This window comes from Burkholderia sp. 4M9327F10 (assembly GCF_005503145.1).
Lineage (GTDB): Bacteria > Pseudomonadota > Gammaproteobacteria > Burkholderiales > Burkholderiaceae > Paraburkholderia.
In genome coordinates this window covers 63887-76454 of sequence record NZ_SCNV01000002.1, presented here as the reverse complement: position 1 = coordinate 76454, position 12568 = coordinate 63887, and the positions used below count along the sequence as shown (strand labels likewise).

13 protein-coding genes are annotated in these 12568 nt (G+C 62.8%); 7 read left to right on the top strand and 6 right to left on the bottom strand.

Annotation, left to right across the window (positions count from 1 at the left end):
- Nucleotides 1–84: 84 nt before the first annotated feature.
- Together FFS45_RS02735 and FFS45_RS02730 are read right to left on the bottom strand one after the other, a co-directional pair.
- Nucleotides 85–1347, bottom strand: a complete 1263-nt coding sequence (locus tag FFS45_RS02735) for a glucarate dehydratase family protein (RefSeq protein ID WP_137953172.1) — start codon at nucleotides 1345–1347, stop codon at nucleotides 85–87.
- A complete protein-coding gene (locus tag FFS45_RS02730) occupies nucleotides 1344–2402 on the bottom strand; it encodes a LacI family DNA-binding transcriptional regulator (RefSeq protein ID WP_137953171.1) in 1059 nt (352 codons plus the stop codon). The genes FFS45_RS02735 and FFS45_RS02730 overlap by 4 nt, the downstream gene beginning before the upstream one ends.
- Before the next feature lie 214 nt (nucleotides 2403–2616).
- Between FFS45_RS02730 and FFS45_RS02725 the strand changes: the two genes are divergently transcribed.
- From FFS45_RS02725 to FFS45_RS02695, 7 genes are all read left to right on the top strand, one after another.
- Entirely contained in the window at nucleotides 2617–3372 is a 756-nt protein-coding gene (locus tag FFS45_RS02725) for an SDR family oxidoreductase (RefSeq protein WP_137953170.1), read from the top strand.
- A 341-nt stretch (nucleotides 3373–3713) separates the two neighbouring features.
- Nucleotides 3714–4952, top strand: coding sequence for a porin (locus FFS45_RS02720; protein ID WP_137953169.1), 1239 nt, complete (start codon nucleotides 3714–3716; stop codon nucleotides 4950–4952).
- 36 nt (nucleotides 4953–4988) lie between these two features.
- Entirely contained in the window at nucleotides 4989–5759 is a 771-nt protein-coding gene (locus FFS45_RS02715) for an HpcH/HpaI aldolase/citrate lyase family protein (RefSeq protein ID WP_137953168.1), read from the top strand.
- A 19-nt stretch (nucleotides 5760–5778) separates the two neighbouring features.
- The gene (locus FFS45_RS02710) at nucleotides 5779–6621 is read left to right on the top strand and encodes an NAD(P)-dependent oxidoreductase (RefSeq protein ID WP_137953167.1); all 843 of its coding nucleotides are present in this window, start codon (nucleotides 5779–5781) and stop codon (nucleotides 6619–6621) included.
- A complete protein-coding gene (locus FFS45_RS02705) occupies nucleotides 6618–7541 on the top strand; it encodes an SMP-30/gluconolactonase/LRE family protein (RefSeq protein ID WP_249362561.1) in 924 nt (307 codons plus the stop codon). Before FFS45_RS02710 ends, FFS45_RS02705 begins: the two co-directional genes overlap by 4 nt.
- Nucleotides 7542–7630: 89 nt before the next feature.
- Nucleotides 7631–8665: an alginate lyase family protein gene (locus tag FFS45_RS02700; protein WP_171029550.1), complete on the top strand. Its 1035-nt coding sequence runs from the start codon at nucleotides 7631–7633 to the stop codon at nucleotides 8663–8665.
- Nucleotides 8666–8741: 76 nt separating this feature from the next.
- Nucleotides 8742–10034, top strand: a complete 1293-nt coding sequence (locus FFS45_RS02695; protein WP_137953165.1) for an MFS transporter — start codon at nucleotides 8742–8744, stop codon at nucleotides 10032–10034.
- Between the two features lie 68 nt (nucleotides 10035–10102).
- Here FFS45_RS02695 and FFS45_RS02690 read toward each other — a convergent pair whose 3' ends face one another.
- The 4 genes from FFS45_RS02690 to FFS45_RS02675 form a co-directional block, all read right to left on the bottom strand.
- Nucleotides 10103–10870 (bottom strand): DUF4410 domain-containing protein, encoded by a 768-nt coding sequence (locus FFS45_RS02690; protein ID WP_137953164.1) that lies wholly within the window; start codon nucleotides 10868–10870, stop codon nucleotides 10103–10105.
- A gap of 251 nt (nucleotides 10871–11121) precedes the next feature.
- Nucleotides 11122–11526, bottom strand: a complete 405-nt coding sequence (locus tag FFS45_RS02685; protein WP_249362559.1) for a type II toxin-antitoxin system VapC family toxin — start codon at nucleotides 11524–11526, stop codon at nucleotides 11122–11124.
- 7 nt (nucleotides 11527–11533) lie between these two features.
- Nucleotides 11534–11788 (bottom strand): type II toxin-antitoxin system Phd/YefM family antitoxin, encoded by a 255-nt coding sequence (locus tag FFS45_RS02680; protein ID WP_137953162.1) that lies wholly within the window; start codon nucleotides 11786–11788, stop codon nucleotides 11534–11536.
- A 189-nt stretch (nucleotides 11789–11977) separates the two neighbouring features.
- A complete protein-coding gene (locus tag FFS45_RS02675) occupies nucleotides 11978–12430 on the bottom strand; it encodes a GNAT family N-acetyltransferase (protein WP_137953161.1) in 453 nt (150 codons plus the stop codon).
- Between the last annotated feature and the right edge of the window lie 138 nt (nucleotides 12431–12568).

Sequence of the window (12568 nt, the reverse complement as noted above, 5' to 3'; positions counted from 1 at the left end):
GACCTTTCCGTTAAAGAGTGAACGAGGCCGCGCCAAGAGCAAGCCTTAAAAGCAGGCCTCAAAAACCAGCCCCAAAACCCGCCCTCAAAAGCGGGGCTTCTGACGCGTCCAGTCCGGGCGGAACTTGCGCATCTGCGAGACGTCGTCGCGATTCGTAATGCCGCAGCGCAGATACTGCTCGTGCAGCGCGGCGAGCGCATCGCGGTCCAGTTCGACGCCAAGTCCCGGCGCATCCGTCACCGTGACACAGCCGTTTTCAATCGCGATCTTGCCGCCTTTGATCACCTCATCGTCCTGCCACGGGTAGTGCGTATCGCAAGCGTAGGTCAGATTCGGCACCGCTGCTGCCAGATGCGACATGGCCATGAGGCTGATGCCGAGGTGCGAGTTCGAGTGCATCGAAAGACCGAGCCCGAAGGTTTCGCACATTGTCGCCAGCACCTGGGTGGCGCGCAGGCCGCCCCAGTAATGATGGTCTGAGAGCACAATCTGCACGCCGTTCAGGCTGACGTTGCGGCGGAATTCCTCCATGTCGGTGACGACCATGTTGGTAGCAAGCGGCAGGCCCGTGGCCTTGTGTAGCTCCGCCATGCCTTCGAGACCCGGGGTTGGATCTTCGTAGTACTCCAGATCGCCTTGCAGACGCTGCGCCATGCGGATCGCCGTTTCGAGCGACCAGTTCGCGTTCGGATCAATGCGCAGCGGGTGTTGCGGAAAGGCGCGCTTGAGTGCTTTCAGGCATTCCACTTCATGATCGGGGTCGAGCGCGCCCGCTTTCAGCTTGATGCTGCCGAAGCCGTAGCGTTCGATCATGGTGCGCGCCTCGCCAACCAGTTGCTCTGCGTTGAGCACCTCGCCCCACGGGTCGCGCCGGTATGACGGATCGACGTCGCTGGAAAACTTGAAGAACAGATACGCAGAAAACGGCACCTGCCGGCGCACCGCGCCGCCAAGCAGGTCATGCACCGGCACGCCCAGCGAGCGTGCCTGCACGTCCAGCAACGCCACTTCAAAGGCGCCGAAGAGCTTGCGCTGCGCATTGCTTGCCTGCGAGCCGGGCGCGACATCAAGCTCCACGCCCTGCGCCGTTGATGTTCCCGCCGAGCAGACGCGCCGCCACAGGCCGTTGAGATCGAACGGGCTCAGTCCGACGAGTGCGTCCTTGACGCGCAGGAGGCCGTCGAGCACCGGTTTGTCGCCGTACGTTTCTCCCAGCCCGATGAGCCCGTTGTCCGTTTCCACCTCGATGATGGAGCGCAGCGCATACGGTTCATGGACGCCGCTCGCGTTGAGCAAGGGCGGGTCGCTAATGGCGATGGGGGTGACGCGGACGGCGGCGATCTTCATCTGGGGGTTCCTTTTTCGGGGGAGCCGGCGCTCGTGTGGGGCGTGCCGGCGGAGTGCGGCGCCTCGGGGCGCCGCATGGTGGAATCGCGCACGACGAGGCGCGGTTCGAGTAGCGAGTATTCGATGTCGCTCTTGCCGGCGAGCGAATCGATCAGTTTGCGCATGGCCAGCTCGCCCATCTGCTCGCTTTGCAGATCCACCGTGGTGAGGGCGGGGTAGGCGTATTCGCCGTATGGCACGTTGTCGAAGCCGCCTACCGAGACATCTTGCGGCAAGCTAAAGCCGAGTGCGCGGGCCTCCTTGATGAAGCCGAGGGCAATCAGGTCGTTGTAGCAGATCACGGCTTCCGGCCGGTCCGGTCCGAGCATGATGGCCGAACAGGCCCGTTCGCCGGCTTGCGGCGAGGGCGCGTGGGCGTCGTACACGGCGGCCGACAAGCCCATCTCGGCCAGACACGCCTGCACGCCGCGAATCCGCTCGGCGTTCCAGCGCGACTGTTCGAAGCCGAGATAGGCCAGGCGCCGATGGCCCTGATTCAGCAGATGGCGCGTCAGCATGTAGGCCGCCAGATAGCTGTCAGTGCCCACGCTCGGAATCGGGAAATGCTGGTTGCGGCCAAACAGCACGACCGGCTTGTTCAGCTCGAGCATCCATTGCACCGATTCCTCTGGCATGCGCGAACTGACGATCATGCCGTCCACCCGTTGCGCGAGCGCCTCGATCAGGGGCCGTTCGCGCTCCTGGCTTTCCTCGGTGTCCACCAGCAGCAGCGTGTAGTCGTGCTGCAGGGCGATCCGGTTCGCGCCCTTCACGATGTTGGTGAAGTGCGGGTTGCGGATGTCGAGGATCGCAAGGCCGATCGTGCGCGTCTCGCCGGTGATCATCGAACGCGCGAGCGGGTTGGAGCGGTAGCCCAACTGTTCGATGGCGGCCTTCAGCTTGGCCTCGACCGGCGCGGAAAAGCGTTGCGTCCCGTTCATGTACTTCGAGACGGTGGCGACGGAAACGCCGGCGCTGGCCGCGACGTCGCGGATCGTAGGGGAAGCTTTTTTCATCTGATTAAGGATAACGTTTTCCAATGCTAGTTGAAATTCGATTCGCGGTAAACAGGCTTTCCAGCTGCTGTGGTGTATATCTTAATAATCTCGGGTTTTCACCAATGCCACAGGGTTAGGAAAACGATTGACTTGCCGTTTTCGCCTCATTATATTTGGAAAACGTTTTCCAAGCCGGGCCTTCGAGGCGGCCGGCGTTTCACTCGTCAAGGCTATGCAGACTCAATTCAATTTCAGCGGCAAGGTAGTGGTGGTGACCGGCGCAACGGGCGCGATCGGCATGGCGACGGCGCGGCGCTTTCATCAGGCGGGCGCTCATGTCATCGCGGCGGGCCGCAATCGTGACGTGCTTGCCGGCTTGCGCGAAGAACTGGGCGGGCGTTGCGACGCGCTTGCCGGTGACATCGCGAGTGCTGAGCACCGGCAAGCGATCGTCACGCTGGCCGCCGAGCGCGGCGGTATGGACGTGCTGGTTAACAACGCCGGCCTGACCATGACCAAAAAGCCCACCGGCGACACCAGCCTCGAGGAGTTCGACGAAATCATCGGTGTCAACCTGCGCGCCATGTACGCGCTGAGTCTCGATGCGATTCGCGGCTGGACCGCGCGCGAACATCAGGGCGTGATCGTCAATGTGTCGTCGCCGGGTGCGCAGCGTGCCCATCGCAACAACGCCATTTACGACGTGAGCAAAGGCGGCGTGGATGCATTGACGCGCTGCCTCGCGGTCGACTTCGGCCGCTATGGGATTCGCGTCAATGCCATTGCCCCGGCGCAGATTCCGCATTCGCACACGCTCAGGGTCGATCCAGCGGCGGCGCTGGGCTTGCCGCTGCCGCGTCATGGCTTAGCCGACGAAGCGGCGCTGCCGGTGCTGTTCCTCGCATCTGCTGCGGCCTCGTTTATCACGGGACATGTGCTGCCGGTCGACGGTGGCCTGCTGGCGCAGCTTCGCACGGCGGCCGCATGATTCGCCACGCTGTAACAGCGGTGTAGGTAAAACGTAGCGGTGAACGCGAGCGCGAGACTCGCACACCGAAGCGCATTCAGAAAGCAAAAAAATCAAGGAGACAAGATGAACTGTATCGACTCGCTAACCGTGCTTTGGGCTTCTCCGTATGGGAAGCCCACGCTGCCGCGTTCCCGCCCGCCGCGCCCCGTCGCGGCCGATTGCCACTTTGCCGCGTGGCTCACACCTCGGCCACCCGCCTGAAACGGCGCGTCCGCCTCTCGAGCGTGCTCTGTGCAGCACGGCTTCATTCCTCGAGACATCATCACTAAAAAAAATATCCATACGGTTTGGAGTTCTAAATGTTAAGCAAGACAAAGTTGAGCTGTTTAGCGGCAATGACCTATGTCTGTACCAATGCCTACGCACAGAGTTCGGTGACCTTGTACGGCGTCGCCGACTCGACGGTGGAACTGGTGCGGACCACCGGCGCCAACAAGGGCGCGGATCTCGGCTGGGCTGGGCGCGAGGTCAGCAACAGTTCGGCATGGGGCATGAAGGGGCAGGAGGATCTCGGCGGTGGCCTCGCGGCGATCTTTCAGATCGAGTACGGCTACAACGTCAACAGCGGCAGCGGCCCGAGTGCGCGCGACCAGTTCGTCGGTCTGCGCAGCGACGCTTACGGCACGCTGCAATTCGGTTACGTGACCTCGCCGATGCGCGGCCTCGGCGGTAAGCTCAACTTCATTCCGGGCAGCACCTCGATTGCCAACGATATCGGCGTCATGACCACGCTCAACGGGACGCAGACGAACCTGAATGCGCGTCTCGCCAATTCGATCATGTACACCTCGCCGCTGCTGTTGCAGGGGCTGAATGCGCAGTTTATCTACTCGCCGGGCGGCGGCAACACTTCTCCGACCAACAGCAGCGTGTCGGGCACGGCCGGCTCGCCTAACAACGGCATGTATGCCTGGGGCGCCGGTGCGCAATACGCGAAAGGTCCCCTGTATGCCGCCTACGCGTACGAAACACGCCGCGACCAGGATCTGCTCGGCGCGGGCGCCGGCTTGTCCGGTGCGGGCAGTGCGGGCATGGGCGTCGCGGCCACCGGCTATTCGAACGACTGGGAGCACCGGGTGGCGGTGCGCTACGAGGCGAACTTCTTTGGGTTCGGCTCGACCACCTTCGGCGTGGGCTGGGACCGCCTCGGCTCTACCGGCACCTTCGGCACCGGCAAGGCGGCCGGCGCCGGTCAGACCTATCGCGATGCCTTCAGCGTCGCCGTGATGCAAAAGGTCGGCCTGCAGGAATTCATCTTCAACTATGCAGTGTCGCGCCCGCTCAGTTGTTCCGGCGCGGCGACCAACGGCCAGTGCTCGGCGGCCGAGCAGCCGCATACGGGCGCGCAGCAAATGGTGTTCGCCTACCACTACTGGCTTTCGAAGCGCACCATGCTGCAAGGCTACGTGAGCCGCATCCACAACAGCTCGTTCGCGACCTACGATTACGACACCAACCCGGTTGTCACCGCGGTGGCGAACCGCGCCCCCGGCGCGTCGCCGGTGGGTGTCGGCTTCGGCATTCGCCACTACTTCTGACGGCATCTGACGTCATTTTCTACACCGAGGTCTCTCATGCAGCGTAACCGGTTCAAGGCAACCCTGCTTGCCCGCAAACAGCAGTTCGGCATCTGGAGCATGCTGGCGAGCAGCAATGCGGTCGAAGTCCTGACGCAAACGGACTACGACTGGATTCTGCTCGACACCGAGCATGCCGCCAACGAAGTGCCTATGGTGCAGGAGCAGTTGCGCGCGGCGGCGCAATCGACGGTGGCGGCCGTCGTGCGCCCGAGCACGAACGACACGGTGCAGATCAAGCGGCTGCTCGACATCGGCGCACAGACACTGCTGGTTCCAATGGTCGATAGCGCCGACGATGCCCGCCGGGCGGTCGCCGCGATGCTTTACCCACCGGCCGGCATTCGCGGCGTCTCGTCGGCGACGCGCGCCAACCGCTACGGGCGCGATAGCGACTATCTGCACGAGGCAAACCGTGAAGTCTGCCTGCTCGTGCAACTGGAGACGGTCAAGGCGCTCGCGAATCTCGAAGCAATCGCCGAGGTCGAGGGCGTCGACGCGCTGTTTATCGGGCCGTCCGATCTGGCAGCCGCGCTCGGACATCTCGGTGACTTCAGGCACCCCGACGTGCAGGCGGCGATTCACGACGCGCTGGCGCGCGGGCATCGCTGCGGCAAACCGGTCGGCATCCTGATGCCGGACCCGGTGCTCTCGGCGCAGTATGTGCGCGAGGGCTTCGACTATATTGCGCTCGCTACAGATATCGGTCTGTTGCGCGGCGGCGCAGACGCTGCATTGAAACAGGCCATCGGCCACCAACCCAGGTAATCGAGGAACAGGCACTAACATGACGGACCCGAAATTCGAATCCGGCGCGAGCCGTAAGCCATTCCGGCGTTTATTGCTGACGGGCGCCGCCGGCAATCTCGGCAAGCAGCTGCGCGGCGCGCTCGCTGCGTGGGCCGAGATCGTGCGCGTGAGCGATATCGCGCCCCTTGGCGAACTGGCCGGGCACGAAGAGGCGGCGGTGGTGGATCTCGCTGACCAGCAGGCGGTGCATGCACTGCTCGAAGGTGTCGACGCGGTGATTCACCTGGGCGGCATTTCGGTCGAAGCGCCGTTCGAGGATTTGCTCGAAGCGAATATCCGCGGCCTGTACAACCTGTATTCGGCCGCGCGGAAGCAGGGCGTGAAGCGCATCGTCTACGCCAGCTCGAATCATGCGGTGGGGTTTCATCCGGTCAATTCGGTGGTCGATATCGACGCGCCGTTGCGTCCCGACAGCCTGTACGGCGTCAGCAAGTGCTTCGGCGAATCGCTGTCGCGCTACTACTTCGACCGCTTCGGGCTGGAGACGGTGTGTCTGCGGATCGGCTCGTCGTTCGAGCAGCCGAAGAACCCGCGCATGCTGGTGACGTATCTGAGCTATCGTGACTTCATCGAACTGGTGCGCTGCTCGCTGTTCACCAACCGGGTGGGGCACGCGATTGTGTATGGCGTGTCGGATAACCGTCGCAAGTGGGTGGACAACACCAAGGCGGCCTTTCTCGGCTTCCGGCCGCAGGACAGCTCGGAGCAGTTCGAGCATCTGTTTCCGCTCACGGCGCCCGATGCGGATCTCGACGATCCGACCCAGCGCTTCCAGGGCGGCCCGTTCGTGCTGGCAGGTCCGATGGAGCCACAACGGTGAGCGCGACGACGAACGTAAGAGTGGAACGTGTGACAGGCGCAGCCCCGGCGATGGTGGGCGAGAGTCCCGTATGGCGTACCCAGGAAAAGGCGCTCTACTGGGTCGACATTCCTGCACAGAAGATCGTGCGTCTGCGGGTCGAGACAGGCGAGCGCGCCGAATGGCTCTTGCCGGAGAAGGTGGCGTGCCTCGCGTTCGATCGTGAGGGCACGGTTCTGGCCGGCTGCGAGACGGGTCTCTTTGCGTTCACGCTGACCCAAGCGCCTGCTGGCGGGGCAGCGGCGCCCATCACCGGCCGCAAGCTCGCTGCGCCCGCGTTTCCGTTTGCAGGCATGCGCTTTAACGACGGACGCTGCGATCGCCAGGGGCGTTTCTGGTCCGGCACGATGGTGCAGGACATGGCGGCGGCAAATCCCGCGGGGGCGCTATACCGCTTCGACGAGCGCGGGGTTCTGTCGGCACCCGTAGTCGATGCGCTGATCGTGCAGAACGGTCTCGCATGGTCGCCGCAGGGGACGACGATGTATCTGTCCGACTCGCATCCGTCGCGCCGGCTGATCTGGGCGTTCGACTACGACGTTGTGACGGGCGAGCCGCATAACCGGCGCGTGTTTGCTGATCTGCATCACCATGCGGGCCGTCCCGATGGCGCAGCGGTCGACGCGGACGGTTGCTACTGGATCTGCGCCAACGACGCAGGCCTGCTGCTGCGCTTTACACCGCAGGGCAAGCTGGACCGGCAGATTGCCGTGCCTGCCGTGAAGCCCGCCATGTGCGCGTTCGGCGGCGCTGCGCTCGACACGCTGTTTGTCACCTCGATCCGTCCCGCCACGGGCGCTACAGAGGATGACGGGCATCTGTTCGCGCTACGTCCTGGCGTGACTGGGCTGCGGGAACCTGAATATGCAGGTGTACTATGAATTACATGAATGGCGAGGGAGGCAAGCTGCCTTCTCTGGAGAGGCGCCGGTTGCTAGGTGCAGCTGCCGCGCTTCCGGCGATGTGGTTAATGTCCGCGTTACCGGGTGGCGTGCGCGCCCAGGAAAGCAATACGGCCCAGGCGGGCGGAACATTCGCGCTGTCCTCGGCGCAACGCGCCGCGCAGATACGGCAGCGTGTGACGCCCGAACTGGCCGGACAGATCAGGTTGCTGGCTGACGCGGGTCTGGCGCGCGAGCCGCATCCCCGCGCGGTCGTTCACACGCAAGGGCTCTTGCCGCATGAGCAGGAGCGCGATGCGAGCGTGCTTGCGCAGGAGGACTGGCGTCAGACGCTCACGCAGGGACTCGCGTGGTGCGTTACCGGCCATGCGCCATATGCAACCAAAGCCGCCACCTATATCGAAGCCTGGGTGGGCAGCTATGCGCCTTCATTCAACCCGATCGATGAAGCCGATCTCGTCGACCTGCTGTTCGGTTTCGACTTCGTGCAGGAGCGGTTGGCTCCGGCGACGCTCGACGAGACCCGTCAGCTCGGCCGCGAGTTGGCAACCGGCTATCTGGGTACCCGGCGCGTGGGTGATCCGAGCACCGGCCTGAACAACTGGCAGAGCCACCGCATCAAGCTGGCGAGCGCCGGTGCGTATCTCTCGGGCGACACCGGTCTGATTGCCGCCGCGCGCGACGGCTTCATTGCACATGTGACGCGCAACATCGATAGCGATGGCCACACCTACGACTTCAGCCAGCGCGATGCGATGCACTACGTGGTCTACGACCTCGAACCGCTCCTGACGGCGGCTTCGATTGCCGCCGCGCACGGCGACGACTGGTACGGCCTCGCCGCGCTGCAGGGACGGCTGGCGGCCGCGCTGAGCTGGCTCTCGCCGTATGCGGCGGGCGACCAGCAGCATGAGGAGTTCGTGCATAGCACGGTGGGTTTCGACGCACGCCGCGCGGCAGCGCATGTGCAGGGTTACGCGGGACTTTGGCAACGCGAAGAGGCCTCGAACCTCTACTGGATCGCCGCGCGACTCGATCCGCGCTTTGCGCGCATGGCCGATGCGCTCGACGCGCAACCGGTAGTGCGGGGCCTGTTCGCCTGAGGCCGACAGTTCCCCGCGTTATCGCAACAACCATCACAAAACACTGAGCAAGAGATATAGGAGACGAAGCCCTATCATGACAATCAAGGTGAAAGGACTCAGATGGTGGATGATCGGACTGCTGACGCTCGGCACGATCACCAACTATCTGGCACGTAGCTCATTGAGCGTCGCCGCGCCGACGGTCATGCAGCACCTGCATATCAGCACGCATCAATACGGCTGGATTACCGGCGCCTTTATGGTGATGTACCCGATCGGTGCGCCGCTGACCGGTTATATGATGGACCGTATTGGACTACGGGCCGGCTTTCTGATCTGCGGGGTGGCGTGGTCGCTGATCTGCATGTCGCACGGCCTGGTGTCCGGCTGGGTGGGGCTGTTCCTGCTGCGCGGCGCGTTGGGCCTGGTGGAGGCATCCTTTATTCCCGGTGGCATGCGCGCCACCGCCTTCTGGTTTCCGGCACGCGAGCGCGGCATCGCGGCAGGCGTGTTCAATCTCGGCACCTCGACGGGCGCCATTCTCGCACCGCCATTGATTGCCTGGTCGATCCTGCACTACAACTGGCAGATGGCCTTCGTGATCGCCGGTGGCCTCGGTCTGTGCTGGGCTGTCCTGTGGCTCGTGTTCTACCGGCATCCGGACCGGCATCCGGCCTTGTCGAAGCAGGAAGCGGCCTATATTGCCGCGGGCCAGGAGAGCACGCTGCGTCAGAACGATGCGGAGAAGCCATCGGTGCTGGCAATTCTCAAGCAACGTAATTTCTGGGGCATTGCCTTGCCGCGCTTTTTTGCGGACCCGGTCTGGGGCACGCTGGTCTACTGGATGCCGCTTTATCTCTACCAGGCGCGCGGTTTCGATCTGAAGACGATTGCCATGACCGCATGGCTGCCGTTCGTGACCGCCGACATCGGCTGTTTGATGGGCGGGTCGCTTTCGGCGTGGCTGAGGAGCCGGTTCGGCACGCCCATCGTCGATGGCAAACGCATGGTGTTCACGCTCGCGGCCGTGCTGATGATCGGCATGGCGGGAGTAGGGTTGGTGCAGAGTCCGGTGATGGCGATTTTCCTGCTGTGCCTGGGCGGTTTTGCGCACCAGACATTGTCGATTACGGTGATCTCCATGTCCGCCGACCTGTTCCCGCGCCGTGAGGTGGGAACGGCTACGGGGCTGGCGGGGTGTGTCGCCGGGATCGGCAATCTGGCCTTCACCCTCGTGATTGGCTGGTTCGTGAGCCGGGTAGGTTATACGCCGTTCTTCATTGCGCTGGGGTTTGGCGACCTGATCGGCGCTACGGTGCTGTGGACCGTGGTCAAGCCGCTAAAGGCGCGGCCTGTTGAGACGCTGACGAGCGAAGTGGGGGCGTGATTGACTCTTTGAGGTGGCCGCTTCGTCTCGTTGACCGGGCGGCCTAGTGCGGTCAAACCGCTCCGCCCTTAACCTTTGGTGCGCTCCGCGGGCATCCAGCCTTGCACTTTGCCGATTTCCGCCACCTGTTTGGCGATCGACTCGGCTAGCTTTTTCGCATTGCCCGCCGCGCCGCCGTGCGTGGTCTCGGAGACGCCATGCAGTCCAGCGCCCGCCGCCGCTGAGGTGGCGAGATGACCCGCAGCCGCCCCTATGCCCGCCGTCTCCGCCATGCCGGGCATCTTGCCGCTATCCGCGCTGGCGTCGAAGCTCTGCACGAGCCGCGGCGTGCCACCGGCCGGCTTGTACAGCAACTGCACCGAGGTGCTGAGTTCGCTCTTGCCCGCGCCGAGTCCAATCAGGATGCGGCGCCGGCGATTGCCTGAATCGATGGTGTCGAACTTGCCTTGCACCAGCAGGACGTTCTGATCGGCCGGCGCCGGAATGTCCGAGCGGATGGCGCGCAGCCCCATGGACTGCAACTGCCGCACGATCTCATTGGCGACCTGCTCGCGGACTTCGGTGGCTTCCTCGGCCTGTTTTTGCGCAGCGGAGGTGCCGTCAAACTGCGACTTCACTTTCTGGATCAGGCCGCCATTGTCGAGTTTTACCTGGTCGGGCGTGCTGTCGAACGAATAGACGTAGATGTTATCGGGGCGCACTTGCGGCTGAGCCGAATACTGGGCGGTGTTGGTGACGCCGCCCGCACAGCCGGCCAGCAACGTGCAAAGCACTACTGCTGCCGCCGCCGCGCCGCGCACGCCTTTGTTTCGTACGAATTGAATTGAAGTCCACATGCTCGTCCTGTCCCTGACACGGTCGTGTCGTCGCTCGCTTAAACGTATCGTCGGATGATTGATGAGCCGCAGCATGCTTGCGCGTTTGCGATCTCGTTCATATCTGACTCACCTGCTGAACTCACGCACGTTCATGCAGGTGCACCGTCAGCAGAGGCGAGTATGGGGGAAGGGGAGTTGGGATTCCATGCTTCAATTATGTCGGGGTATGTCATGGCGCTCGCGCGATACCTTGGCGCCGATCGGCAGGCTTATTTCCCGAATGGGTTGAACACCGGCACGTCAAAGCGTTCAAAGTCCCGGACGTTTCGTGTGGCGACAGTAAGCTTGTGCACCATTGCGCTGGCTGCGATCATGGCGTCTTCGTAGACGGTGTTCGACTGACGATGCATCAGCTTCGCCCAAAGCCGGAAGGTCGCTGCATCCATGAGCAAAACATTGTAGGTCCCGTTGACCTGGTCGGCCCACGCTTCAAGCATCGCGGCCTTGTCGGCGTCCTGTTCGCGGGTGATTTCGATGCCTGCTTGAATTTCACCGAGTGTCACGGCCGATAGGTAAAGATCGCTGTCCTCAACACTTTCGATCCATGAGACAACGGCACCATGTGGGCGGGGCTTGCGAAGCTCCGAAACAACATTCGTATCCAGAAGAAACACGGTTGCCTTACAGAGAAGTAGTTGTACGACGCTTCGCACGTCCGCGCGGTGGCAAGTCAAAGTCACCACGGCCTACATCGGACAATAGCAAGGCCTTCAGCGAGGGACGTGCAGCGGCGTTCAACCGCTTCCATTCGGCGATAGGCACCAGTACAGCCGTTTCTGTGCCGCGACGGGTCACCAGTTGCGGCCCCTCGCTGACACAGGCGTCCAGTAGTTCGCTGAAGCGGGCTTTCGCGTCTTGTACAGGCCAAGTATGCATGATGGGCTCGAAGTGACTAGGCATATGACTAGTTTAATACTTGGCTCGCCATAACGCAAGAATTGGGCGAAAAGTTCGTTTTAGCGAGTGCAACCGGGCCGACGCGGTCCGCTAGCCGATAGATCGCTGGGAAGCGAGCCTCAACCTTTTCTCGACGCTCAACTTCGACGCCTACCGTCTTTTGCTCGCCTAGCCATAGCGCAGGTTGACGAAATGCTCGTCAACCGATAGGACCGTGAAGTTCAACATTCGGTAGAAGCGCAGGGCGCCGTGATTACGCTGGAAACACGACAGCGTGACGGGCATGCCGCTACGCGTAGCCTGCTCCATCACCATCTGCATGACCTCGCGCCCAATCCCTTCGCTGCGATAGGCGGGCCACAGAAGCAGCAGTGATACGTGCAGCGATTCCGCTTCGCTTCGCAACGCCAGTACGCCCGCGGCTTCGGCGCCTTGCCAGATCAACGACAACACACCTTCGCCGTATTCCGTATCGAAGCGCCGTATCTGGTAGTCGTCATCCCATCCGAACGTCGCCTCGATGTAGTCATGCAAGGACGTTTTATAGAGCTCAAACAGAGTGGATCGGTCAATCGAAGCCTCGCTTGGCGGCGACAGGCGGATCGTATTATGAGCGGGCATCAGTCTTGCCTCAAGTTGGTGTCTGTCAGCATGAGTGTAACGGTCGTGATGTCGCGAGATTGTTCCTCCAAAGCCTACGCGAGAAAACCACGGCTCTGAAATGTCTCGTGCATGGCGGGACGACCGCAGCGCTCATAC